General features: G+C 63.0%; 25 protein-coding genes and 2 pseudogenes. 12 read left to right on the top strand and 15 right to left on the bottom strand.

The features are described 5' to 3' along the window. The first annotated feature begins 2 nt into the window (after positions 1-2). Positions 3-326 carry a hypothetical protein gene (locus GGQ67_RS25265; protein ID WP_246400126.1) on the top strand — a complete coding sequence of 108 codons (324 nt, stop codon included), beginning with the start codon at positions 3-5 and terminating at the stop codon, positions 324-326. Between the two features lie 21 nt (positions 327-347). Here the strand turns inward: GGQ67_RS25265 and GGQ67_RS05850 are convergent, their stop codons facing one another. Together GGQ67_RS05850 and GGQ67_RS05855 are read right to left on the bottom strand one after the other, a co-directional pair. Beyond that, positions 348-896: a P-loop NTPase family protein gene (locus tag GGQ67_RS05850; protein ID WP_246400127.1), complete on the bottom strand. Its 549-nt coding sequence runs from the start codon at positions 894-896 to the stop codon at positions 348-350. Between the two features lie 74 nt (positions 897-970). Next, on the bottom strand, positions 971-1,882 hold the full coding sequence (locus GGQ67_RS05855) for a DUF1003 domain-containing protein (RefSeq protein ID WP_183899251.1): 912 nt from the start codon (positions 1,880-1,882) through the stop codon (positions 971-973). A 218-nt stretch (positions 1,883-2,100) separates the two neighbouring features. Here GGQ67_RS05855 and GGQ67_RS05860 point away from each other — a divergent pair, with 218 nt between their 5' ends. Then, entirely contained in the window at positions 2,101-3,822 is a 1,722-nt protein-coding gene (locus GGQ67_RS05860) for a sensor domain-containing diguanylate cyclase (RefSeq protein ID WP_246400128.1), read from the top strand. Between the two features lie 19 nt (positions 3,823-3,841). On the opposite strand, the gene GGQ67_RS05865 is transcribed toward GGQ67_RS05860, so the two are convergent. The 3 genes and pseudogenes from GGQ67_RS05865 to GGQ67_RS05875 form a co-directional block, all read right to left on the bottom strand. Further along, the gene (locus tag GGQ67_RS05865; RefSeq protein WP_183899252.1) at positions 3,842-4,180 is read right to left on the bottom strand and encodes a hypothetical protein; all 339 of its coding nucleotides are present in this window, start codon (positions 4,178-4,180) and stop codon (positions 3,842-3,844) included. A gap of 303 nt (positions 4,181-4,483) precedes the next feature. Then, positions 4,484-4,690, bottom strand: a pseudogene (locus GGQ67_RS05870) (aminotransferase class I/II-fold pyridoxal phosphate-dependent enzyme); the annotation flags it as partial. 29 nt (positions 4,691-4,719) lie between these two features. Further along, positions 4,720-5,367, bottom strand: a complete 648-nt coding sequence (locus GGQ67_RS05875; RefSeq protein ID WP_183899406.1) for a Crp/Fnr family transcriptional regulator — start codon at positions 5,365-5,367, stop codon at positions 4,720-4,722. Between the two features lie 188 nt (positions 5,368-5,555). Between GGQ67_RS05875 and hemN the strand changes: the two genes are divergently transcribed. From hemN to cydX, 7 genes are all read left to right on the top strand, one after another. Next, entirely contained in the window at positions 5,556-6,899 is a 1,344-nt protein-coding gene (gene hemN / locus GGQ67_RS05880) for an oxygen-independent coproporphyrinogen III oxidase (RefSeq protein ID WP_183899253.1), read from the top strand. A gap of 149 nt (positions 6,900-7,048) precedes the next feature. Then, complete coding sequence (locus GGQ67_RS05885) at positions 7,049-7,627, top strand: GbsR/MarR family transcriptional regulator (protein ID WP_183899254.1); 579 nt, start codon at positions 7,049-7,051, stop codon at positions 7,625-7,627. 4 nt (positions 7,628-7,631) lie between these two features. Beyond that, entirely contained in the window at positions 7,632-9,320 is a 1,689-nt protein-coding gene (cydD, locus tag GGQ67_RS05890) for a thiol reductant ABC exporter subunit CydD (RefSeq protein WP_183899255.1), read from the top strand. After that, positions 9,317-11,008 (top strand): amino acid ABC transporter ATP-binding/permease protein, encoded by a 1,692-nt coding sequence (locus GGQ67_RS05895; protein ID WP_183899256.1) that lies wholly within the window; start codon positions 9,317-9,319, stop codon positions 11,006-11,008. Before cydD ends, GGQ67_RS05895 begins: the two co-directional genes overlap by 4 nt. Positions 11,009-11,079: 71 nt before the next feature. Further along, entirely contained in the window at positions 11,080-12,660 is a 1,581-nt protein-coding gene (locus GGQ67_RS05900; RefSeq protein WP_183899257.1) for a cytochrome ubiquinol oxidase subunit I, read from the top strand. Positions 12,661-12,666: 6 nt separating this feature from the next. Continuing rightward, the gene (gene cydB / locus GGQ67_RS05905; RefSeq protein WP_183899258.1) at positions 12,667-13,821 is read left to right on the top strand and encodes a cytochrome d ubiquinol oxidase subunit II; all 1,155 of its coding nucleotides are present in this window, start codon (positions 12,667-12,669) and stop codon (positions 13,819-13,821) included. Positions 13,822-13,833: 12 nt separating this feature from the next. Further along, positions 13,834-13,947, top strand: coding sequence for a cytochrome bd-I oxidase subunit CydX (gene cydX, locus GGQ67_RS05910; RefSeq protein WP_183899259.1), 114 nt, complete (start codon positions 13,834-13,836; stop codon positions 13,945-13,947). 73 nt (positions 13,948-14,020) lie between these two features. Here cydX and GGQ67_RS05915 read toward each other — a convergent pair whose 3' ends face one another. Then, the gene (locus GGQ67_RS05915) at positions 14,021-14,509 is read right to left on the bottom strand and encodes a GAF domain-containing protein (RefSeq protein WP_183899260.1); all 489 of its coding nucleotides are present in this window, start codon (positions 14,507-14,509) and stop codon (positions 14,021-14,023) included. A 377-nt stretch (positions 14,510-14,886) separates the two neighbouring features. Here GGQ67_RS05915 and GGQ67_RS05920 point away from each other — a divergent pair, with 377 nt between their 5' ends. Together GGQ67_RS05920 and GGQ67_RS05925 are read left to right on the top strand one after the other, a co-directional pair. Next, the gene (locus tag GGQ67_RS05920; protein ID WP_111562265.1) at positions 14,887-15,147 is read left to right on the top strand and encodes a hypothetical protein; all 261 of its coding nucleotides are present in this window, start codon (positions 14,887-14,889) and stop codon (positions 15,145-15,147) included. 195 nt (positions 15,148-15,342) lie between these two features. Then, positions 15,343-16,299 (top strand): DMT family transporter, encoded by a 957-nt coding sequence (locus GGQ67_RS05925; protein ID WP_183899261.1) that lies wholly within the window; start codon positions 15,343-15,345, stop codon positions 16,297-16,299. Between the two features lie 103 nt (positions 16,300-16,402). Here the strand turns inward: GGQ67_RS05925 and GGQ67_RS05930 are convergent, their stop codons facing one another. The 6 genes and pseudogenes from GGQ67_RS05930 to GGQ67_RS25600 form a co-directional block, all read right to left on the bottom strand. Further along, entirely contained in the window at positions 16,403-16,801 is a 399-nt protein-coding gene (locus GGQ67_RS05930) for a hypothetical protein (protein ID WP_183899262.1), read from the bottom strand. 174 nt (positions 16,802-16,975) lie between these two features. Beyond that, a complete protein-coding gene (locus tag GGQ67_RS05935) occupies positions 16,976-17,287 on the bottom strand; it encodes a hypothetical protein (protein ID WP_183899263.1) in 312 nt (103 codons plus the stop codon). 101 nt (positions 17,288-17,388) lie between these two features. Beyond that, the gene (locus tag GGQ67_RS05940) at positions 17,389-17,811 is read right to left on the bottom strand and encodes a secondary thiamine-phosphate synthase enzyme YjbQ (RefSeq protein WP_183899407.1); all 423 of its coding nucleotides are present in this window, start codon (positions 17,809-17,811) and stop codon (positions 17,389-17,391) included. Positions 17,812-17,889: 78 nt separating this feature from the next. Beyond that, positions 17,890-18,243, bottom strand: a complete 354-nt coding sequence (locus GGQ67_RS05945) for a DUF1428 domain-containing protein (protein WP_183899264.1) — start codon at positions 18,241-18,243, stop codon at positions 17,890-17,892. A 115-nt stretch (positions 18,244-18,358) separates the two neighbouring features. Then, positions 18,359-19,057 carry a LysR substrate-binding domain-containing protein gene (locus tag GGQ67_RS05950; protein WP_343056485.1) on the bottom strand — a complete coding sequence of 233 codons (699 nt, stop codon included), beginning with the start codon at positions 19,055-19,057 and terminating at the stop codon, positions 18,359-18,361. Between the two features lie 69 nt (positions 19,058-19,126). After that, positions 19,127-19,294, bottom strand: a pseudogene (locus GGQ67_RS25600) (LysR family transcriptional regulator); the annotation flags it as partial. A 522-nt stretch (positions 19,295-19,816) separates the two neighbouring features. On the opposite strand from GGQ67_RS25600, the gene GGQ67_RS05955 reads away from it, so the two are divergent. Next, a complete protein-coding gene (locus tag GGQ67_RS05955) occupies positions 19,817-20,836 on the top strand; it encodes a porin (protein ID WP_183899266.1) in 1,020 nt (339 codons plus the stop codon). Between the two features lie 195 nt (positions 20,837-21,031). Here GGQ67_RS05955 and GGQ67_RS05960 read toward each other — a convergent pair whose 3' ends face one another. The 3 genes from GGQ67_RS05960 to GGQ67_RS05970 form a co-directional block, all read right to left on the bottom strand. Continuing rightward, positions 21,032-21,412 (bottom strand): DUF427 domain-containing protein, encoded by a 381-nt coding sequence (locus GGQ67_RS05960; RefSeq protein WP_183899267.1) that lies wholly within the window; start codon positions 21,410-21,412, stop codon positions 21,032-21,034. Positions 21,413-21,533: 121 nt separating this feature from the next. Continuing rightward, the gene (locus GGQ67_RS05965; RefSeq protein WP_246400129.1) at positions 21,534-22,307 is read right to left on the bottom strand and encodes an APH(3') family aminoglycoside O-phosphotransferase; all 774 of its coding nucleotides are present in this window, start codon (positions 22,305-22,307) and stop codon (positions 21,534-21,536) included. 45 nt (positions 22,308-22,352) lie between these two features. Next, a complete protein-coding gene (locus tag GGQ67_RS05970; RefSeq protein ID WP_183899268.1) occupies positions 22,353-22,514 on the bottom strand; it encodes a hypothetical protein in 162 nt (53 codons plus the stop codon). Between the last annotated feature and the right edge of the window lie 91 nt (positions 22,515-22,605).

A 22,605-nucleotide genomic window follows, 5' to 3' on the forward strand; every position in this document is an offset into this window, starting at 1 on the left:
CGATGGTTGTAGACGGACTCGTACCGGGAATCGTTACCGATGATTTGCGACACAACAACTACGATAGCCGCGAATCATCCAGCAGTGATGCCAGCCGGCCCGCTTCGGTCATTGAACCTGGGACCACCGATGCCCAAATTCAGCTCATGGAAAAAATCCGAAATGCGCTCATATGCATTCTGAGTATCGTGGGGCTCATCCTCGGCGGCTGGTTGGGCTATCAACTCGCTGGTTCGATTGGCGTTGTGGTGTTCGTTCCGCTCGGCGCTCTTGCCGGGTTGATTGTCGGCGTCCTCAACTGGCGACTGATCCTACTTCTGGGCTGACCGCGACGCCCCCACGCGTCTCTACGACAATGCCCAGGGATCAACTCCATCCACCGCGCCGCGCCATTCATCGATAGCCGAGGAAACATCGGCCGAATTTCGGATACGCCAAACACGCAGTCCCGGGTTCGCCGCAAGCTGGGCCGAAATCTTCGTTCGAAAGGCGGCGCGGTTCCTGATGCTGCGCATGGCGAATTTGTATTGCTGCCATGGCCAATCGACATTGCCTTGCGGCAATTCTTTACGCGTTCGTCCGATGTTGCGCAGCGGTCTTGCAATGAGCCGCCAGGCTCTTAGCCACTCGGGAGGATCCATCCACATGACGCTATCGGCACGATTGATCGCGAAAGGAAGCAGACTGGGGCCACCCTCGATAATCCAGCTGTCGGCCTGAACGGCGCGTGACAGGTCGGCCTCGATCAGAGCCCGGGAACGCTGCCGCCAATGGCTCGTCAACTTCATGGCATCAAAGGAGATAACCGGCACATCCGGGCGTACCGCCGCCAGCCGCGCGGCCAGGTGGCTTTTGCCAGCTCCGTTGGGGCCGGTTATGTTCAACCTTTTCAGCATCGCTGTCCCACGAAGAAGATCCCGTTCGACGGCGGCGGTCCGAGCGCAATTCGCCCCCGCCGGCGCCACCCTGCCTAGCTGTCCGTCTCGTCCGCCTTCGGCGGGGCGCTGAAGAGGTTTTTCAAGGCGCTGGTCTTGGTCTTCTGCGCCTTGCTGAGCTTCAGCGCCCGGTTGGCGGCCTTGGCCTGTTCCAGCATCATCTCGATCTGGATCTGCTGGATTTCGGTCAGCCGCTCCCACTGCCGGTTGAGCAGATGGTCGACCTTTTCGTGCAGATGGCGGATTTCCAGTTCGGCCTTGAGGTTGACCTTGTAGTCGTTGAGCGCGCGCAGGCGGTCCTTCGATTCCTGGCGGCGCTGGCTCATCATGATGATCGGCGCCTGCAGGGCGGCGATGGTCGACAGGATGAGGTTGAGCAGGATGAAGGGATAGGCGTCGAACGCCTCTCGCTCGCCCATCAGGAGATTGATGCCCATCCAGACCGCGAGAAACAGGCAGAAGGAGATGATGAAGGGCCAGCTGCCGCCGAAGGTGGCGACGACGTCGGCGACGCGGTCGCCGATCGAGCGATGCTCCTCGTAGTCCTCTTCGATGTTTTCGGCCAGCGTGTCGTGGCTCTTCAGGCTTTCCACCACCTCGTCCTCGAGGTTGGAGAGCTCGCCGCGTTCGTCGCGCAGCAGTTCGGCGATGTACTGGCCGCGATAATCGTCCACCACCTTGCGGTTGATGTAATCATCGGAATGCAGGCCCGGGTGCTTCTGCCGCATGAAATCGGCAAGCGAAGGGCGAAGGTCGTCGAAGTGGATGGCGTCCTTCTTCTTCAGGGCGGTGCCGGTGATCGCGTCGACGAGGCGCACGGACTTCGCCTTGGCCCGCGCCAGGCTGTCGCTATAGTCCTTCATCTCGACGGTGGCCGCCTCGCCGCCGTGTCCGGCATCGAAATCCACGATCCCGCCCGCGAAATCCAGGGGCTTTTCTTCTGCCATCCGACGATCCTCTGTACCGATTCCTGCGCTCTAACCATCGAATCGCACAGGATTGTGACATTGCCGGGCGATCCGGGCGAGGCCATTCGTGGGCCAGGGTGAATGACCGGCTACGCTGCCCTTCGCGACAACGCAAGCGCCCTCTAAAACAAGCCGCTTACGGACTTTCACCTGCCCCGATTAACGGCATCAAAAGCTTTCCGCCCTAGCCTGAAGCCATGACTTCGAGTGGACTTCGAAATAGCCTTCCGGCGGCCCTTCTGTTCCTGGTGATGCTGGTGCAATTCAGCGCCGCATCCGCTGCCCCGGCGGATTCTTTCGAGACACGCAGTTCCTGCTGGGCATCCGCCAGCCTGTCGGAGGACGCGGTGGCGATCGCCAGGAACCAGGATCGATGGTCCTGTGGCGATCAGGCCCGCTCCATCGATGCCGAGCGCGTGCTGCTTCGCTTCGATATCAGCGTCGACCACCCTCTTCCCCGATATCTGCTCTCCAGGCGCGCGGCACTTCAGGCGATCCATCTGTTTGCGATCGATCGCGATGGCACGGTGCGCCAGAACAGCATTCCCGCCGCGGCCCTCCAAAGCTCCTTGGCCGGCGGCTACTTCAAGGCGCCCTTGCCCGATGTGACCAGCGAGACGCGGCAGCTCATCGCCGCGATCGACCTCCCGTGCCACCGGATGACGCTGGAGCGCGCCTATCTCGCGCCGACGGATGCCGCCAGCGGCATCGGCGACATGCGCTTCCTGCTTGTTCTGGCAGGGCTTGCCGGCATGCTCGTCATGCCGCTGATCTTCAATGCGGCCTTCTACCGGGCGCTTCGCGAACCCTTCGTTCTCTGGCATTCGGCGCTGACATTCTCGCTGCTGATGACCATTCTGGTGACATCCGGCCTTTCGGTCATGCTCTTCGATCCGCCGGCGATGACACTGAGCTGGATGACGACGGTGATCTTCGGCATGACCATCGCGTCGGGAGCGATGTTCACCTATAGCTTCGTCGAGCCCGGCCTGATGCATCCGCTCCTGCGCCGCGCGCTCCCCTATTGCGCGGCATGGGCGATGTTGCTGAGCGTTTCTCACGCCGCCTTCCCCTTCGTCGCCCGCCCCATCCAGTCGAGCGCATATACGGCCGCCTTCGCTCCGGTACTCGCCATATTCATCCTGTCGATGATCGATGCCCTGCGCCGGGGAAGCCGCGCCGCCCGTTTCCAGGCGATCGGCTACGCGCCGATGGTCGTGGTCGGCTTGATCCGTCTGGTGACGGGCGTCGTTCCCTGGCTGCAAAGCACCGACGCCACCCTGCTCTTCTACATCGGCTGCATGTGGGAGGTCGTGTTCACCACGCTCGGCGTGGCCGAGCGCTTCGTCACCATGAAACGCGAGCGCGACGGCGCCCGCAACGACGCCGAGCTGCTTGAACGTCTGTCCGAAACGGACCCGCTGACGGGATTGCTCAACCGGCGTGCGATCGAACAACAATTCGAGCAACTGCGAACCGAAGGCTTCGCAGCCCTTGCCGTCATTGACATCGATCATTTCAAGGCGATCAACGATATCAACGGCCATAGCATCGGCGACGAGGTCCTGAAGGCCGTCGCCAATGCGCTGCAGCCAGGCCCGAGCGTGCGCGCCTACCGCCTCGGCGGCGAGGAGTTCGTGCTTCTCCTGCGTGGCGACGACGCCGACACCCAGGCCGAACTCCGCCGCCAGGCCATTCCCGCCATCGTCGCCCGCACGGTGCCCGGCTTCAAACGGACGGTGACCGCAAGCATGGGCGTGACTGGCATCGTCGGTGACGAGGATTTCGCGACCCTTTATGAACGGGCCGACAAGCTGCTCTACGAAGCCAAGAGCGCGGGCCGCAATCGCACCCGTGGCGCGGTCAACAGGACGCCGGCGCCGCGTGACTTTCCGGATGATCGGGCGATGATCGCGTAGATCAACCCGCCCTTGGGTATCACGTCACGAACGGCATGATATCCACGCCATCGCCGGGAAAGACGGTGATATGGGGATGATCGAGGAAAAGCCGTGCCGCGGCCTCGGCATTCTCCGCCTCGACCACCAGATAGCCGCAGAGCGCATTGCAAGCCTCCGAGATGCCGTCCTTGTTGACCCGCGTCGTCTTCCCCACCATGCCACCGCGATCAAGGATAACCGCAGCATTCCGCTCCTCCCATGCCATCCACTGCGGCACACCTTTGGCATCGATGGCGTCTTGCTCGACTTTCGGAAGGCGCCGGAAAGCGTCGAAATCCTCGTGTTTCATGGTGTAGACGGCAAGAAATCGGGGCATGGGGGACCTGTGTGATGACGCGTCTTATATTGGAACATAGCATACGGCTGTAACGTGCCTGAAGAGACGTTTTTCCGTGGGATACCCCCCTCTGCCCTGCCGGGCATCTCCCCCACAAGGGGGGAGATCGACGCGTGACCTGCTCCCCAACCAAACAATGAGCCCGGAGCGAGCGGGTGCGCCCGGCCAATCTCCCCACTTGTGGGGGAGATGCCCGGCAGGGCAGAGGGGGGTAACGCACGGCACCGCGTCCAATCTCTAGCGCCCCCACCCACCGCAAAGCCCGCCCCACCCAAAGCAACCCTAGCGCAACCGCTCCACCAGCCGCCCAATCGATACCGCATCCGCATTGGCAAACGCCAACCGCAGATACCGCTCCTGCCCTTGTCCGAAATAGCTCCCCGGCAGGCAGACAACGCCAGCCTCCCTGGCCAGCCGCTCGGCGACGGCGGACGAGCTCAAATCCTCGAACGGATGCCGGATGAAGGCGAAATAGGCGCCGAGCACGCCGTCAGGCGTCAAAACAAGACAGCGCGTCGTCAGGCGCCGCAGCAGGCCTTGAGCCTTGCAAGCTTCGGCACCTCGATATGCCGGTTGGCGACGATGGAAATCACCCCATCGGCCTTGAGCTTCGACATCTGCCGCGACACCGTCTCGATCGTCAGCCCGAGGAAATCGGCGATATCGGCGCGTGACAGCGGCAGGTCGAAGCGGCGGCTCTGGCCGGCGGCTTCGGGATCGAGATGCGTCGCGATCAGAAGCAGGAAGCTCGCGACCTTTTCCGCCGCCGTCTTGCGCCCCAGCGTCACCATCCAGTCACGCGCCTCGTCGAGCTCGCGCATCGTCTGGTTCATCAGCCGTTCGGCGAGCGCCGGCGTGCTCTTGACCAGCCGCTCCATGGCGGCCTTCGGAACACGGCAGAGATGGACGTCGGACGCGGCCTCCGCCGAGACGCCGTTTTCATCGGCATGCAACCTCCCGAGGAAATCGGGCGCGAACTGCAGGCCGACGATCTGCTGGCGACCGTCTTCGAGCGTCTTCGTCAGCTTCACCACGCCGCTGATGACGGTGGCGTAGGATTCGACGGGCATCTTCTCGCCGGCCAGCTCCCCCCCGGCGTCATGGGTGACAAGCCGCGTATGGGCGGAAAGAGACAGGAGTTCGTCGGCCGTGAGCGCCCCGCACATCCCCTTGTGGCGCACCTCGCAGCTGACGCAACGCACTGGAATATTAGAATTATGGATATCTTTTCGCATAGACCCGGCTCCACCCGGACCATAGCCAAGGCCATCGTCGGAGAACAGCGGTTTCTTGATCGAGATCAAGGCAGTCATCGAAAACCCCCTTTATTCCCCGTCCTGGAAAGGACACGCCCATGAACGCCGATCTCATCGCCCGCTATTCCGCCCCCGTCCCCCGCTACACCAGCTACCCGACCGCGCCGCACTTTCACGAGGGCATCGGCGAGGTGGATTACAGGCGGTGGCTCGAAGCAAATTCACAAGGAGCACTATCGCTTTACGTGCATATCCCGTTCTGCGACCGGCTGTGTTTCTACTGCGGCTGCCATACCAGGCAGGTGCGCCGCTACAACCCGATCGCGACCTACCTGGAAGCCTTGAATAGCGAGATCGCGCTCGTTGCAAAACATCTCCCGCTACGGCGAAAGGTCGCAGCCATCCATTTCGGCGGCGGTTCGCCGACGATCGTCAGCCCCGATGACCTCGGCCGCCTGCGCGCCACGCTCGATGCCCATTTCGAGATCGGTCCGGAGTGCGAGATCAGCGTCGAGATCGATCCGACGCATGTGGATGCCGACAAGCTCAGGGCATGGCGCGATCTCGGCATGACGCGGGCAAGCGTCGGCGTGCAGGACTTCGCACCCGTCGTCCAGACATCGATCAACCGGCCGCAGAGCTTTGACGAGACGGCGATGGTGGTTCGGACGTTGCGCGATCTCGGCATCGGCTCGATCAATCTCGACATCGTCTACGGCCTGCCGCATCAGAACCGCGACATGCTGCTGCGAACGATAGAACTGTCGCTGTCGATGCAGCCCGATCGCATCGCCATGTTCGGCTACGCCCACGTCCCCTGGGTCAAGAAGCACCAGTCGGTGATCGACACCGCCACGCTTGCCGGCCCGGTCGACCGCTTCGCGATGGCCGCGGCCGGCGCCGGCGCCATCCTCGCCGCCGGTTACGACGCCGTCGGCATCGACCACTTCGCGAGACCCGACGACAGCATGGCGCGCAAGCTGCGCGACGGCGCGCTCAGGCGCAATTTCCAGGGCTACACGACGGATGGCGCCGATACGCTGATCGGCCTTGGCGCCTCCTCGATCGGCAAGCTTCCACAGGGCTATGTCCAGAACATCGTCGCGACGGGACAATACTGCCGGTCGGTCATGGAAGGCCGCCTTCCCGTCGCAAGAGGCTTCGCGCTCTCGGATGGCGACCGCGCCAGCGCTTGCGCGATCGAGGCGCTGATGTGCCAATACGCCTTTTCCCTCGCGGATCTGCGCGCGCGCTTCGGCGGAGCCGCCGACGATGCCTGCAACGACGCCCTGCATGCGAGCTTCAACGAGGACGGCTTCGTCTCCTTCGACGGCGACAGGTTCGCCATCACCGAGGAAGGCCGCCCATTCGTGCGCACGATCGCCGCCAGGTTTGATCGCTACCTCGATCGGGGCAAGGGCAAACATTCTTCCGCGATTTGATCTGAATCAATAAGCCCGGCCGAAAACCTGATTATCGTCAGTTCCGGCACCAATTGTCGCAGCCCCGGCTCGCCGATTGTCAGTCGTCTACTGCCAGTTATAGTGATTTCAGAAATTTCTGAAATCACAGTCATAACGAAAGCCTGATCATGAATCTTGTGCCGCTCGTCCAATCCTTCGTCCTGCACTTCGGTGAAATGGGCTCACGCTGGGGTATCAACCGTACGGTGAGCCAGATCTACGCGCTGCTCTACGTCTCGCCCCAGCCGCTCTGCGCCGAGGAGATCGCCGACGCGCTCGGCATTTCGCGCTCGAACGTCTCGATGAGCCTGCGCGAGTTGCAGACCTGGAACCTGGTACTGCTGAGACACCGGCCGGACGATCGCCGCGACTTCTTCACCACGCCGGACGATGTCTGGCTGATCCTGCGCACGCTCGCCGAGGAGCGCAAGAAGCGCGAGGTCGATCCCACCCTCTCGATGCTACGCGAAATCCTCATGCAGAAGCCGGCCAGCGAAGCCGAGCGCCACGCCCAGCAACGCATGGGCGAAATGCATGTACTGATTGAACAGCTGACACATTGGTATGACGATGTGAAACAACTTGAAACCGAAAGACTGGCGACGCTACTCTCGCTAGGCGCGAAAGTGACGAAGCTGCTCGAGGCCAAGGACCGGGTCATCTCGCTCGGCCGTGGCCGCCGTCCCAATCCTGCGAACAAGAGTTAGCGCCATGACCAGTGCCTACCTCGATGCCACGCAAGACAAGACCGGGAAAGCACGGCGCAGGCGTGCCCGTCAGCCCGCGGGCCTTCGAACCGCGGCCCTCATCCAGACGCTCGCGGCCCTCCTCTGGATTCCGCAGGCCGGCCTGCTGTCGATCGCGGTCGGCCGCATCGCCGATGGCGGCGGCCTCGATGCCGCGGTCTGGCCGGCGATCGCCATTGCCTTGCTCGGCGTCGCGAAGAGCTGTCTCGACGCGGCCGGGGGCCGGCTTGCCTTCCGCTCCGCGCGCGTTGAACTGACGAAAAGGCGGGCCCGCGCCGTCGAGGCGCTGGCGCGGCGCTCGCCCGTCGACAGCACCCGCCACACATCCGGCGAGGCCGCCAGCATCGTCGGCGAGCAGGCCGAACTGATCGTTCCCTATCTCGCGCGTTTCCAGCCCGGCCGCTTCAAGGCCAGCGCCGTGCCGCTCTTCATTTTCGCCTGCGTCTTCCCCATCTCGTGGATCGCGGCCCTCGTCCTGCTCTTCACCATGCCGCTCGTTCCCGTGTTCATGGCGTTGATCGGCTGGCGCGCGCAGGCGGCCAGCGAGAGGCAGCTCCAGGCGACCGGCGGCCTCAACGGCTTCCTGCTCGACCGCCTGCGCGGCCTCTCCACCATCCGCGCCCTTGGCGCCGTCGATGCCACGGCGACGCGTCTGCGCGCCGATGCCGAGGACCTGAAAACCCGCACCATGGCCGTGTTGCGCATCGCCTTCCTGTCGTCGGCTGTTCTCGAGCTCTTCGCCGCCCTGGGCGTCGCCATGCTGGCCGTCTATGTCGGCTTCTCGCTGCTCGGCCAGATCAGGTTCGGCGCCTGGACAAGCGGTCTCGACCTCACATCGGGCCTCTTCGTGCTCTTGCTCGCGCCCGCCTTCTTCGAGCCGCTGCGCGAACTCTCGGCCGTCTGGCACGACCGCGCCTCGGGTGAAGCGGCGATGAAGGCGCTCGATGCGCTGAGCGAGGACGGCATGCCGCTGCCGCAAGCCAAACCGGCTCCCGGCACGCTTGGCGCCGACATCCGCTTCCATGCGGTCGGCTTTCGCTATCCCGGCAGCGACATATCCGCCGTCGAGAATTTCGACCTTCACATCCGCGCCGGCGAGCACGTCGCCCTGCTGGGCCCGAGCGGCTCGGGCAAGTCGACCTTGCTGGCGCTCGCCGCCGGTCTCGCTCCCTGTGAAACTGGTCAGATCGCGATCGGCAGGCAACCGGCCGGCCACGCGTCGCGGTCGCGGATCGCCTGGATCGGTCAGAAGCCGCATATCTTCGCCGGCAGCATCACCCGCAACGTCTCGCTCGGGCGGCCGCACGTCTCCGCTCAACAGGCCGCGGCCGCTCTCGATGCCGCCCACCTCGGCAACCTCGCGAGCGCCTACCGCAACCGTCCGCTGGGTGACGGCGGAGCCGGCCTTTCGGGCGGCGAGGCGCTGCGGCTTGCCATCGCGCGTGCCGCCGCCGACCCGCGAGCGCTGATCGTCCTTGCCGACGAACCCACCGCCCATCTCGATATCGCGACGGCCGACGACATCACCGAGAGCCTGCTGACCCTTGCCAAGGGCAGGACCCTGCTCGTCGCCACCCACGATCCCCGCCTTGCCGCGCGCATGGGCAGGACCATCCATATCAATCCGGAACCCGCAAGGGAGGCCGCGGAATGAGCGCGTCGCTGACCGATCTGAAACCGATCCTCAAGCTCTTCGTCCGCGAGAAGAAACGCGGCCTGCTCCTCGGCGCCGTCATGTCGGCGACAACGGCCGCCGCCGGCGTCGCGCTGCTCGGTCTCTCCGGCTGGTTCATCACGGCAACCGCCATTGCCGGCACGGCGGCGGCGACCGCCATCACCTTCGATGTCTTCGCGCCCTCGGCCGGCATTCGCCTGCTGGCGATCGGCCGCACGGCCTCGCGCTATGGCGAGCGGCTGACGACGCATGACGCGACGCTGAGCGTTCTCGCCGCCTTGCGCGAACGCCTGTTTCGCGGCTGGGCGAAGGCCGGAGCCGCCCGCGATCTCGCCAGACGACCGGCCCGCCTGCTGTTTCGCCTGACCGGCGATATCGATGCGCTCGATTCCCTCTATCTGCGCGTGCTGGTGCCGGCGGGCGTGGCCATCCTGGCCGCCCTCGCCACCGGCATCGCGCTCGGCCTGATGCATCCTCTCTTCGGCCTTTCGGCGGCGCTGCTTCTTTTCGCCGCCGGCCTCGGCATCCCCCTTTGCGCCGGCAGACTTGCCGCCGCCCACGCCCGGCGCCGCGCCTATGGCATCGAGGCGCTGCGCGCGCGCACCATCGACCTCGTGGCCGCCCAGTCGGACCTGCTGATGGCCGGACGGATCGAGGCGCAGGCGACAGCCATATCGGCAGCCGACCGCTATGCGGCCGATGCCGACGACCGGCTGAACCGCATCGAGAGCATCGTCACCCTCGGCTTCGGCGCCGCCTCGACGTTCCTGCTCACCGGCGCGCTGCTGGCCGTATCCGCACTCGCGGGCGCCGGCACGATCACCGCCCCGGTTGCCGCCCTCGGTATCCTGATCGCCTTCGCCGCCGTCGAGCCCTTCGGCGCGCTTCGTCGCGGCGCGCTCGAACTCGGACGCACGCTTCTGGCGGCCAAGCGTATCGGTCCGCGCCTCGCCGATGAGCAGCCGGCGGGCCGGCACGCAGCCCCTTCCACCGAATTCGCGATCGAACTCGCCGGTGTCAGCGCCGCCTACGACGCGGCCGCGACCCCCGTCCTCGTCGATATCAACCTCACCCTGAAAGCAGGCGAGAAGCTTGCGCTGATCGGCGCCAGCGGCGCCGGGAAGTCGACGCTGCTGGCCCTGCTCGCCGGCGAGATCGCACCGCTTCACGGCATGATCGCCAACGACGCGGCGACGCTGATGACCCAGTGCACCGAGCTTTTCCAGGACACGGTCGGCGGCAATCTGCGTCTGGCCCATCCGCGGGCGACGGTCGACGACCTCAAGGCGGCGCTCGCCGCCGCCGGCCTGCTGGCCGATATAGTCGCGCTCCCCGCCAATCTCGGCACCCGGCTTGGCGAAGGCGGCATGGGCCTGTCGGGCGGCCAGGCGCGCCGGCTTGCGCTCGCCCGCCTCTTCCTGCGCGACACGCGGCTCTGGCTGCTCGACGAACCGACGGAAGGCCTAGACCGCGCCACCGCGCGAGATGTCATGGCCCGGCTGTCGGAGAAGGCGGACGGCCGCACGCTTGTCATCGCCACGCATATCCGCCGCGAGGCGGAGATCACGGATGTGATCGCCACGCTCGATGGCGGCCGCATCGCAGGCATTTCGCGCCGCGGAGAGACGGCGTTCGAAGACGCTCTGAACCGGCTGAGACCGGACTGAGCAATGCATGACCGCCAGGCAATCGGGCCGGCGGAGAATCTTCGTACCCCCATGGGGCTGGGAGAAAGACAATGGAACTAGACATCGTCGATTTATCGCGTTTTCAATTCGCGCTGACAGCGCTCTACCACTTTTTATTCGTGCCGCTGACGCTTGGCCTCTCCGTGCTGCTGGCCATCATGGAGACCGTCTACGTCATGACCGGCCGCCAGATCTGGCGGCAGATGACGAAATTCTGGGGCGTGCTGTTCGGTATCAACTTCGCCATCGGCGTCGCCACCGGCATCGTCATGGAATTCCAGTTCGGCATGAACTGGAGCTACTACAGCTACTATGTCGGCGATATCTTCGGCGCGCCGCTGGCGATCGAAGGGCTGATGGCCTTCTTCCTCGAAGCCACCTTCGTCGGCCTGTTCTTCTTCGGCTGGGACAAGCTCTCCAAGGTCGGTCACCTGATCGCGACATGGTGCGTGGCGATCGGATCGAACTTCTCCGCGCTCTGGATCCTCGTCGCCAACGGCTGGATGCAGAACCCGGCCGGATCGGCGCTCAACCCGCAGACCATGCGCATGGAAGTGACCAGCTTCTTCGACGTCGTCTTCAACCCGGTCGCCCAGGCGAAGTTCGTCCACACCGTCTCGGCCGGTTACGTCTGTGCCTCCCTCTTCGTTCTCGGCGTCTCGGCCTGGTACCTGCTCAAGGGCCGGCACATCGAGATCGCCAAGCGCTCGATGACGGTCGCGGCGTCCTTCGGCCTGGCCTCGGCGCTGTCGGTCGTCGTTCTCGGCGACGAAAGCGGCTACCGTGCAACCGAAAACCAGAAGATGAAGCTCGCAGCCATCGAAGCCATGTGGGAGACGGAGCCGGCGCCAGCGGCCTTCACCGCCATCGGCTTCCCCGACCAGGAAGCGCGCGAAACGCACTTCGCCGTCCAGATCCCGTGGCTCATGGGCCTGATCGGCACCCGCTCGCTGGATACCGCCATTCCGGGGATCAACGAACTCGAGGAAGGCGCGAAGACCCGGATTCGGGAAGGCATCAAGGCCTACGACGCGCTGATGCAAATCCGCGCCGCCGGCTCGCCCGACAAGATCACGCCTGAAAACAGGACCACGTTCGAGACGCTCGGCCACCAGCTCGGCTATGCCCTTCTCCTGAAGCGTTATGTCGACGATCCCCGCACCGCCACCGATCAGCAGATCGAACAGGCCGCCCGCGACACCATCCCGAACGTGCCGGTCCTCTTCTGGTCGTTCCGCATCATGGTCGGGCTCGGCGTCTTCTTCATTCTTCTGACGGCGACCTTCTTCTGGCTGTCCGCCCGCCGTCGTCTCGATGCCCATCCGTGGCTTTTGCGTATCGCGGTCTTTTCGATACCGCTGCCGTTCATCGCCATCGAGATGGGTTGGGTGGTTGCCGAGGTCGGACGTCAGCCCTGGATCATCGAGGGCGTGCTGCCGACGGCCGCCGCCGTCTCCAGCCTCGGTGCCAGCACCGTGCTCATGACCATCATCGGCTTTGCCGCCCTCTACACGGTGCTCATCATCATCGAGATGACGCTGATGGTGAAGGCCATCAAGAAAGGCCCGGAACCGGACAACGAGCCGGAAGCCGAGCTTATTTCCGAAACCCTCGTTCCTGCCGCGGAGTGATCGATCATGATCCTGCACGAACTCATCGACTATCAAACCCTGCGCCTGATCTGGTGGCTGATCCTCGGCGTCCTGCTGATCGGCTTCGCCGTCACCGATGGCTTCGACCTCGGCGTCGGCATTCTACTCCCCTTCGTCGCCAGGAAGGATACGGAGCGGCGCGTCGCCATCAACACGATCGGCCCGGTCTGGGAAGGAAACCAGGTGTGGCTGATCCTCGGGGGCGGCGCCGTCTTCGCCGCCTGGCCACCACTCTACGCGGTCTCCTTCTCGGGCTTCTACCTCGCCATGTTCGCCGTTCTCCTGGCGCTCATCCTGCGGCCGGTCGCCTTCAAGTACCGCTCGAAGCGTGAAAGCGCCCGCTGGCGCGGCAATTGGGACATCGCGCTGTTCATCGGCGGCTTCGTCCCGTCGCTGATCTTCGGCGTCGCCGTCGGCAACGTGCTGCAGGGCGTGCCCTTCCGCTTCGATCCGGCCGACATGCGCATCTTCTACGAAGGCACCTTCTTCGGGCTGCTCAACCCCTACGCCCTGCTCTGCGGCCTGCTGTCGGTTGCCATGCTGACCATGCACGGCGCCGCCTGGCTGGTGCTGAAGTCGAGCGGTCCGGTGGCGGAGCGCGCCCGCGGCTATGGCAGCGTCGCGGCCTTCCTCGTCATCGTGCTCTTCGCTCTCGGCGGCGTCTTCCTGGCCTTCGGCGTCAGCGGCTACACGATCTCGAGCGCCATCGTCACCGATGGCCCTTCGAACCCGCTGTTGAAGACGGCGGCGCAGGACGGCTCGTGGCTGGCCAACTACGCCACCTATCCCTGGATGCTGATCGCACCTGTCGCCGGCTTCCTCGGAGCGATCGCCACGCTGATCGCCATCCGCGCCAGACTGGAAATCGGAACGCTGCTGTTCAGCAAATTGTCGATCTTCGGCATCATCTCGACCGTCGGCGTCTCGATGTTCCCCTTCATCCTGCCCTCCTCGATCGACCCGAAGTCGAGCCTGACGGTGTGGGATGCGTCGTCGAGCCACCTGACACTGTTCATCATGCTTGTCGTCACGGCGATCTTCCTGCCGCTAATCGTCGCCTACACCGCCTGGGTCTACAAGGTGCTGTGGGGCAAGGTCGACGAAAAGCAGGTCACCGACAAAAGCGGTCACGCGTATTAAAGGAGAAATGGCATGTGGTATTTCGCATGGATCCTTGGTCTGCCGCTCGCGGCCGCCTTCGCCGTCCTCAACGCCATGTGGTACGAGCTGGTCGACGATGAAACCAAGAAAAAGAAAAAGTCCTGAATGACAGGATAACGAAAAGAGGCTGCGCTCGATCCGGGCGCAGCCTCCTTCTTTTCATGCATCGAAACGACCGTCAGTAGCTCGCCTTCACGAAGATATCGGCCAGCGCCTCGATCCCCGCCTGATCGTCGGCATCGAAGCGCGAGGCAACAGGGCTGTCGAGATCGATGACGCCTAAAATCGCGCCGTCGTGGCGCAGCGGCACGACGAGCTCCGAGCGCGAGGCGGCGTCGCAGGCAATATGGCCGGGAAAGGCATGAACGTCCTCGACGAGGATCGACTGGCCCTTCGCGACCGCCGTTCCGCAGACCCCGCGCCCGACCGCGATCCGCACGCAGGCGGTGCGTCCCTGGAACGGCCCGAGCACCAACTCCTCCTTCGACTTCAGGAAGTAGAAGCCGGCCCAGTTCAGCTCCGGCATCATCTCGAATATCAAGGCCGAGGTATTGGCCGCGTTGGCGATCACGTCGCGCTCGCCGTGAAGCAATCCGGTCAGTTGCTGGGCGAGCTCGCGATAGAATTCCGCCTTGTCGGCCTGATCGATTTTCACCGTTTGAAACATGTCCGTTCACCTTCCAGCAATGCGTAGCGCTCGTCTGGCCTGATATAGCGATCCGCCCGGCACTTGCCAATTCGCCGCGGTGCGGGCGTGGCGTGCATCCCGCGTCGCGAATTCACGGTAGCTCTCTCCAAATTCACAGGGGATTGACGGACGCGATCTTGTCCACCGGCGATCGGACCATATGTCCATAATATGTCGATCGGATTATCCGGCGCTGGCGGCCGCCAGCGGCATCCGTCCGGCGAATGCAGACGCGAAAAGGCCGTGCTAGCCAAAGGGCCTGCAACGCCGTTGCAAGGTTATGCCATCGCGCAACGCCAGCGCCGTAATCGACCGGCAACGATAGAACCATCCATTTTCAGTTCGAGGTAAAGACAATGACACCGGAAGACAGACAGGCCGTTTTCAGCCATCGCGAGATTGCCGCGGTCATTAAGGGAATAACGCTCGATGATGGCACCGATGCGCCGATAACGGGCAAGTCGCTTGGCGAAGCCATCCTTTTCGTATCCGAGGAAGCCTCCACCAATGCATCGAGCGCGCATGTGATCTACGGCGCCAATGAATCGCTGAGCTACACCGATTGCCTCAGCATCTATCGCGACTACGGACCGGCGCTCCGACGCGGCTCCAACTGAGGAGGTCGGACGATGATGCGTGGTGGCGGACCGCCACCACGCGAGAGATGGCGTGGCGCGGCAATCACACCATTGGCTTTAAGACCGGCGCAACGTGCTGCGCAATTGTGCGGGGCAGCATTCTGAACTATACCGCTTTTGGTCGGCAACAATGCTTCCGACGCCCCAAGCTCTCTTCAAATCGAAACCGCTCCCATGACTGCTCTCCATTCGCCAGCGCGCGGCGTTCTCATCGCGTTCGCCGCCTATGCCGTTTTCGCGTTCAGCGACGCATCGATCAAGATCCTCCACGGCAGCATCCCTTCCTACGAGATCGCCTTCATAGGCGCGCTCTTCGGCACCGCCGCCCTGCCCTTCATCAAGGCCAAGGAGGATTCCTGGCTTGATATCGTGCGCACCACGAACCGCCCGCTCTGGCTTTTGCGCTTTGTCTGCGGCGCGGTCGGCGCCATTGCCTCGATCATCACCTTCACGCTGCTGCCGATGGCCGAAGCCTTCTGCCTGCTGTTCCTGCTGCCCTCCTTCGTCACCATCCTATCCGTCATCTTCCTGAAGGAAGACGTACGCTGGCAGCGCTGGGCCGCCGTTATCGTCGGCTTCCTGGGGGTACTGGTGGTCTTGCGTCCGGGCTTCCGCGAACTGTCGATCGGCCATCTCGCCGCGGCGATAGGTGGGCTGTCGGCGGCGATCTCGATCGTTGTGCTCAGAAAGATGGGGCCGGCCGAAAAACGCCTGTCGCTTTATGGAGCCGCACTGCTTGGCACGATCATCGTCAGCGGCGTCCTGATGATCCCGCAATTCGTCGTGCCGACACCGCGGCAGTGGCTGTTCATCGCAAGCTACGGCCTGCTCGGCGCCGCCGGCAACGTGCTCTTGATGACCGCCGCGCGCATCGCCCCCGCCAACCTCGTCGCGCCGCCGCAGTATAGCCAGATGCTGTGGGCGATCGCCTTCGGCTACCTGATCTTCGACGACACGATCGACCTGCCGATGGCGGGCGGCATTCTCCTGATCATCTGCTCCGGCCTTCTCACGCTTGCCCGCGAACGCAAGCGCGGCACGCCGTTGCCGACATCCGTCGTCTCCTCCGACAGCCAGGCGCCGCTCGCGACCTCCGCCGCCGGCGAGAGCGCAACCGTGCCGAACGCCTGACCGGCGTCGTCGCGCACCGGACATCACCCCCAAACGCAACCACCCCTGCCGGCGTCTCCACGCAGGCAGGGGTGGTTTCATTTCAGACCCGGAAGCCCGCCTGTCAGCGCAGGACAGGGCAACCGCGAACGTTACCGAAGGTGATCTCGTCGGGCCCACGACGCGTGAAGCCCTGCACGATCACCCGGCGCGGCGTCATATCCACGACGCGCGCGCGGCGGAAACCGTAGTCGCTCGCCTTCGCCTCGGCCAGACGCGGATCGCAACCGCGTGGTCGACCGTAGTAACCCGGCGGGGGCGGCGGCGGACGACCGTAAAACGGCGGCGGTGGCGGCCGGCCGTAGCCCGGAGGCGGTGGTGGGCGTCCATAACCTGGATGTGGTGGCGGGCGACCGCCGTCTATGTAGATGTCCACCTGAGCGGATGCCGGGACCGTGGCGCCGGCAAGGGTGCCGGCGCCCAGTACCAGGGCAATACCCGCCTTGGTCAGAAACTGCATCATCGAAATCTCCATATCACGCGGTTGCGACCGCGCTCCTTTTTCGATTATCTCGGCCGGTCGGAAGAACGACCTGCCGGATAAACGCATTGTTATGCGATTCGCACAAAGCAGGCTGAAAATGGCACTCCCAAGGCGAGGTCATCGCTTGAGTTCGCCGGGCTCATCAAGGATGGATCAACGCCGAATTTCCGGGCAACCGCGAACATTCGCGAAGAACATGCGGTCCCAATAGCCGCGATAGCCGCGGCCGGAAACGACGACCCGGCGGGGCGTGATATCGGTAACGCGCGCATTGCGCAGACCGGCGTAACGAGCCTTCTCGACAGCCCGAACCGGCGAGCAGGCGCGAGCGGGCGCCGGACGGTACTGAACGTCGATGATCGATGCACGCTCGGGACCGGCGGCGGCGGCAACCGAAGTCGTCGCGGGAATGGACGCGAGCGCGAGAATGGCGGCAAACGAAGCTTTGGCGATAAAACGGTTCATGATCATACTCTCATTGCTTGTCGATGGTCTCCCTTGCGGGATTGGACAAACGATAAACGCCTGAAAATGAACGATGTTCGAACCGGACGTTCACATCTGGTTCAGTTGCCGAGATGCAGCGCGACCTCGCGCCGGTGCGGGCTTTCGCGATGTTCGAACAGATAGATCCCCTGCCAAGTGCCCAGTACGAGCCGTCCGTCCATGACCGGAATCCCGATTGAAACCTGCGTCAGCGCCGCCTTGATATGCGCGGGCATGTCATCGGGACCCTCCATCGTATGCACGATCCATCGCATCGACGGGTCGGATGACGGCGGCACCAGACGGCGAAAGAATCCATTGAGATCGGTCCGAACATCGGGATCGGCATTCTCCTGGATCAGCAGCGAGCACGATGTATGCCGCACGAAAACAGTGAGCAGCCCGGATTCGATGTCTGCGGAACGCACGAACGCAGCGATCTGATCGGTAAACTCATAAAGGCCCTGCCCGCGCGTCTGCAGGCTTAGAATCTTTTGTGGCATGACAGCACCTCCGGACATGAACTCCGCCCAGAGGTCGCGCGCACCCGCCGTCATGTCAATGCCGGTAATCGGTCCGCGTCAAAGCCAAAGCAGCGGAACGAAGCCACCATAGATCATCCGCTTGCCATCGAAGATATCAAGGCATTCGGTGACCTGCAGTTCAGGATCGGCCATGACCTTCGCATTGATCTCGTCGCGTTGTTCGCGCGAATCATAGGTGATCCACGAAAACACCACGACCTCGTCATCGGTCGCCTGGACCGCCCGTGGAAACGACGTCAGCTCGCCATAGGGCACGTCGTCCGCGACGCATTCGACATAATCCCTGGCACCGTATGATTTCCAGATGGCACCGGCCTTGGCCGAGAGCGCCTTGTAGGCCTCGATATTCTTCTTCGGCACGGCAACGATAAAGCCGTCGACATAGGACATGATGTCTCTCCCTTGAACGTTGGCATCGCTTCAAGGACGAACAAGGCGGGCCTGAACCGACACACCTTTGAAGATAGGCGGAATGCCGGATTCGCAAGACGGTGGATTGACCGCGTCAGACCGCGTCCGCGCGATCACCCTCGATCGCGGCGTTGAAGGTGCGGAAACGCTCGACGAGGAAATCGACGAGCGTGCGCACCGCCGTCGGCAGGCCGCGCGATGCCGTGAACACCAGATAGATCGTCGCCTGCGACATCTGATAATCGGGAAGCAGGCGGACCAGCGTTCCATGGCGCAAGCCCTCCGCGCAGACGATATCGGGAAGCAGCCCGACGCCGACGCCCGCATGGATCGCTTCCAGAACGGCGGGCACGCTGCGACAGCTCATACGCGGTCGATGCTCGTGCCGGTATAGCGCGCCATCCGGCCCGGTGAAATCCCAGACGTCGACCTCGCGCCAGTCGATCAAGCCGCTGGTAAACGAAACCGTCGGCACGTCGGTCAGCGATTCGATACCCTCCCCCTTGGGCAGCCGCGCCGCCATCTCCTTGTTGGCCACAAGGATGAGATCGACCTTGCTGAGGACGCGCATCGTCAGCTCGGCATCGGTTTCCTCGGTCAGCTGCGCCCGGATGGCAAGGTCGAGTCGGTCGTTGATGATGTCCACCCGCTGGTCGGTGGCGAGAATCTGCAGCTGGACCTTCGGGTGGAGCAGCAGGAATTCCGGAAAGATCGCGCCGAGCGAACCCTCGAGCAGCCCGGTCGGAACGCTGAGCCTGATCGTTCCCTGCGGCTCGCCATTGGCGTCGTTCACCGCTTTGGTCGCCCGTTCCGCTTCACGGAGCATGTTCTCACAGTAAACATATAGTGATTGACCGAGCTCGGTGACACGGAACCGATGCACCGTTCTTTCGATCAACCGGACACCGAGCCGATCCTCGAGCGCCGTGATGTGCCGGCTGAGTTTCGACTTCGGAAGACCTAGTACGCGACCCGCCGCGGAGAAGCCGCCATGGCGTACAACCGCTGCAAAATAAGCAAAGTCGTTCATATCCGGGAAAATAGTTTCAGCCGCTGGCACCAGCCACCTCCTCGACAACAAGGTCCTAAAACACTCCCCCGGCCAGTCGCATACGCCGTGAAATCGAATATGCCAACCGCGACTTCAAATTTTTCGTTCCAAATTTGGAACATAGCGTTCCAGTGAGCCCCCTTCATTTTGCTGCAACGCGGTACTATCTCGCCGACATTGCCGTCACCGCGTATCTCGACGGCGCCCTATTGCTCCCCGGAGCACCCGAAATGATCGCTGAATTGTGTTGCTCCGCAGCTGCCGGAGCCTTGCGCGCTTTTGGGTAAGCCATTGATATTGTTGCAAATTAATCACATACCCTGTCTAACAAGTTTCAAAATCAACGATTTCAGCACCATCTGAATTGATAGATTTACTAAGGGATGAGAAAGAAGAGTCAGCGGTTCGCTGATCCGCGTGCCGAAAGGCTGTTTACCGGAACGGTTGCCATCATTTTCAAGTGTGTGGTGACGGTCTCTTCTAAAAGGAAATGGATTTCAAATGAACATTCGGATGGTCTTGTTGACGTCTGCAGCAGCCATGGCTGCCGCCGCGTCCCCAGTCTTCGCTGCTGACGCGATCGTTGCAGCCGAGCCTGAAGCAGTAGAATACGTTCGCGTCTGCGACGCTTACGGCACTGGCTACTTCTACATCCCGGGCACCGAAACCTGCCTCAAGATCGGCGGTTACCTCCGTTTTGAAGTATACGGCGGTTCCAACCAGAAGGGTAACTCGGACTGGAACGCTCGTACGCGCGCCCAGGTTCAGTTCACCGCAAAGAGCGACACCGAGTATGGTCCTCTGACCGGCGTTATCGTTCTCCGTAACAACGGCGACAACACTTCCACGACGTCCACGCTGGACTCCGCCTACATCGACATCGCCGGCATCCGTGCTGGTCTGTTCTACAGCTGGTGGGATGACGATTTGAGCGGCGAGCCGGACTCCCTGTCCAGCTACCAGACCCTCCACAACTCCATTCGCTACCAGTACGAATCCGGCGACTTCTACGCTGGCGTTTCGCTTGACGAACTGGAAGACGGCGCTGGCGCGGACCGCGGCACCAACAACGGCAACGCCCTGGGCGTAGCTGCTGCGATCGGCGGCAAGGTCGGCGGCTTCTCCTACCAGTTGATCGGCGGCTACGACACCGACACCGAAGACGGCGCAATTCGCGGCATGCTCTTCGCTGACATCGGACCGGGCACGCTCGGCCTGGCCGCTGCTTATGCAACCGGCATCAACAGCTACTACGACGAGTCCGAGTGGACCGTTGCTGCTGAATACGCTCTGAAGGCAACCGAGAAGTTCACGGTCACCCCGACCGTTCAGTACTTCGGCAACTACGGCCACAACGCAACCGACACCGACTTCTCGTCCAACGACGCTTGGCGCGCAGGTCTGACGGTTGACTACCAGATCGTAGACAACCTCTACGCTAAGGCAACCGTCGACTACACGGACGTCGACAACGAAGACAGCGTAACCAAGGGCTTCTTCCGCCTGCAGCGCGCTTTCTAATCTGACTATCGGCGCCCCGGTTTAGGCCGGGGCACCTCTCACAAGTTTGCGTTTTCTGATCCGATTGACCTCCGATCAGTTACGGGGATTGGTCCGGTTTCCCTGCTGGACCAATCCTTGCCATTTAAGGACGGATTTGCAGCGATCGATCGCCGAATCCAGCTCTTATCAAGCGCCGTCGGCGTCTCGCCTTCCCTAGATCGTCAGCTCCTCGATGGAGTCGACCCGATCGGGATAAAAGGCGACATAGCCCTTGATCTCGCCGACGGCATCCGAGGGATCCTCATAGCTCCAGATCGCGTTCTCCGAACGCTCTCCATCCGACACGATGGTGTAGTAGGACGCCTCGCCCTTGTACGGGCAGTGGCTCTTGTGAGCGCTGCGCGCCAGCAGCGCCACATCCACATCGCCAAGAGGAATATAGGAGACAGCGGGATAGCGCGCCTCTTTCAGTGTCAATGCCTTGCGGCTATCGGCAACGACGCGGCCATTCCATGTGACGACCACACGCTTCGGGTTTGGCGTAATCGTGATCGGATGATCCGGGCCGGGTATCTTCATCGGTTGAGCGGACATCGGCAACTCCCATGATGCTGAAGGCATCAATATGGCGCGCACGACGGCTGTTTGCAGGACGGATGGCATAACGATGCGGCGATCGGCCGGCCGGATGCCGCGAACGGCTTGAATCAACCGCTCAGAAGAACTCGTCAAGCATCTGATACCGCTTCATTTTAACGGCATCCAGCGAGACGAGCCCATAGTGTCGGCAAAACGGCTCGACGAACGCCTCGCCGAAATTCCCGCCGATGCTGCGGCAGGCAAGCGCGATATCCTGGTAGCGATCGGCAACGCCAAGCCGGCCGCAGTCGATATAACCGGCGAACCTCTCACCGGACGCGACGAAATTCGGCAGACAGGCATCGCCATGCGTGACGACAAGGTCCTCCTCGCCGGCAGGCATCCGGCGAAGCTCCGAAAACAGATCGGTAGCGCTTCGCCCCAGCCGCTCGCCATCGAAATCCCCCTCGTCGACCAACCCGGCCCGCATACGCCGCGCGGCGGCGGCAAGCCGTTTCGACCATCGGTGATCGAATGGGCATGAAGCGATGTCGAGGGAATGGAGCGCGCGCAACGCCGAAGCCAGCATCACCACCCGCGCCTCGACCGAAACCGTCGAGGCGAACGCAAGATCGCGGCCAGGCAAGGCACTCATCAACAGCCACTCACAGCCATCCTCGGTGACCGACGCGATGATATCGGGGCACGGCAGCCGCTGGTTCGACAACCACCGCAGACGCGCCGCCTCCTCCGCCAACTCGCCATGTGCACTGCGAGCCTCGCGCTTCAGATAGAACGTCGGTGCGCCCGTACGCTTGAGGCGAAACACCTCGGACGTCGACCGCCCGATAGGATCACGATCCCAGGAATAACCCGCGATGAAGCTGTCCAGTGCAGCGGGATGAGCCAAGCGAGGTCTCACGCGGTTGGCCCGCCTCGATCGAGGCCGCGGCGATCAGTGTACTGTTTCGGGCTGCATTTCGCCGTAGAGGATGGAAAGCGCGTCTTCCAGCGCGGACACCAGAATGTCGGTCAACTCGTCGCCACGGCTTTCGATGATCGCCACCTTGGTGGCTTCGTCCTGCTGCTCGAAAAAGCGCTCGATTTCGTTCGACATGTCATTGTCCCCTCTTGTGCCGCTAACATCCGGCGATGGGACAAAGCTAAGCGGTCATGCTTGCGTCGAACTGGAGCGGATCGGATGAACG

The organism is Rhizobium metallidurans (assembly GCF_014196505.1).
Classification (GTDB): Bacteria; Pseudomonadota; Alphaproteobacteria; order Rhizobiales; family Rhizobiaceae; genus Rhizobium; species Rhizobium metallidurans.

Excerpts from the sequence above, each read along its gene's own strand:
- GGQ67_RS05900 (WP_183899257.1), top strand. The coding sequence starts at position 11,080 with ATGGAACTAGACATCGTCGATTTATCGCGTTTTCAATTCGCGCTGACA.
- GGQ67_RS05955 (WP_183899266.1), top strand. The coding sequence starts at position 19,817 with ATGAACATTCGGATGGTCTTGTTGACGTCTGCAGCAGCCATGGCTGCC.
- GGQ67_RS05915 (WP_183899260.1), bottom strand. The coding sequence starts at position 14,509 with ATGTTTCAAACGGTGAAAATCGATCAGGCCGACAAGGCGGAATTCTAT.
- cydD (WP_183899255.1), top strand. The coding sequence starts at position 7,632 with ATGACCAGTGCCTACCTCGATGCCACGCAAGACAAGACCGGGAAAGCA.
- GGQ67_RS05865 (WP_183899252.1), bottom strand. The coding sequence starts at position 4,180 with ATGCCCCGATTTCTTGCCGTCTACACCATGAAACACGAGGATTTCGAC.
- GGQ67_RS05945 (WP_183899264.1), bottom strand. The coding sequence starts at position 18,243 with ATGTCCTATGTCGACGGCTTTATCGTTGCCGTGCCGAAGAAGAATATC.
- GGQ67_RS05885 (WP_183899254.1), top strand. The coding sequence starts at position 7,049 with ATGAATCTTGTGCCGCTCGTCCAATCCTTCGTCCTGCACTTCGGTGAA.
- GGQ67_RS25265 (WP_246400126.1), top strand. The coding sequence starts at position 3 with ATGGTTGTAGACGGACTCGTACCGGGAATCGTTACCGATGATTTGCGA.
- GGQ67_RS05930 (WP_183899262.1), bottom strand. The coding sequence starts at position 16,801 with ATGATGCAGTTTCTGACCAAGGCGGGTATTGCCCTGGTACTGGGCGCC.
- cydB (WP_183899258.1), top strand. The coding sequence starts at position 12,667 with ATGATCCTGCACGAACTCATCGACTATCAAACCCTGCGCCTGATCTGG.
- GGQ67_RS05935 (WP_183899263.1), bottom strand. The coding sequence starts at position 17,287 with ATGAACCGTTTTATCGCCAAAGCTTCGTTTGCCGCCATTCTCGCGCTC.
- hemN (WP_183899253.1), top strand. The coding sequence starts at position 5,556 with ATGAACGCCGATCTCATCGCCCGCTATTCCGCCCCCGTCCCCCGCTAC.
- GGQ67_RS05860 (WP_246400128.1), top strand. The coding sequence starts at position 2,101 with ATGACTTCGAGTGGACTTCGAAATAGCCTTCCGGCGGCCCTTCTGTTC.
- GGQ67_RS05920 (WP_111562265.1), top strand. The coding sequence starts at position 14,887 with ATGACACCGGAAGACAGACAGGCCGTTTTCAGCCATCGCGAGATTGCC.
- GGQ67_RS05970 (WP_183899268.1), bottom strand. The coding sequence starts at position 22,514 with ATGTCGAACGAAATCGAGCGCTTTTTCGAGCAGCAGGACGAAGCCACC.
- cydX (WP_183899259.1), top strand. The coding sequence starts at position 13,834 with ATGTGGTATTTCGCATGGATCCTTGGTCTGCCGCTCGCGGCCGCCTTC.
- GGQ67_RS05925 (WP_183899261.1), top strand. The coding sequence starts at position 15,343 with ATGACTGCTCTCCATTCGCCAGCGCGCGGCGTTCTCATCGCGTTCGCC.
- GGQ67_RS05895 (WP_183899256.1), top strand. The coding sequence starts at position 9,317 with ATGAGCGCGTCGCTGACCGATCTGAAACCGATCCTCAAGCTCTTCGTC.
- GGQ67_RS05850 (WP_246400127.1), bottom strand. The coding sequence starts at position 896 with ATGCTGAAAAGGTTGAACATAACCGGCCCCAACGGAGCTGGCAAAAGC.
- GGQ67_RS05875 (WP_183899406.1), bottom strand. The coding sequence starts at position 5,367 with ATGTGCGGGGCGCTCACGGCCGACGAACTCCTGTCTCTTTCCGCCCAT.
- GGQ67_RS05960 (WP_183899267.1), bottom strand. The coding sequence starts at position 21,412 with ATGTCCGCTCAACCGATGAAGATACCCGGCCCGGATCATCCGATCACG.
- GGQ67_RS05940 (WP_183899407.1), bottom strand. The coding sequence starts at position 17,811 with ATGCCACAAAAGATTCTAAGCCTGCAGACGCGCGGGCAGGGCCTTTAT.
- GGQ67_RS05855 (WP_183899251.1), bottom strand. The coding sequence starts at position 1,882 with ATGGCAGAAGAAAAGCCCCTGGATTTCGCGGGCGGGATCGTGGATTTC.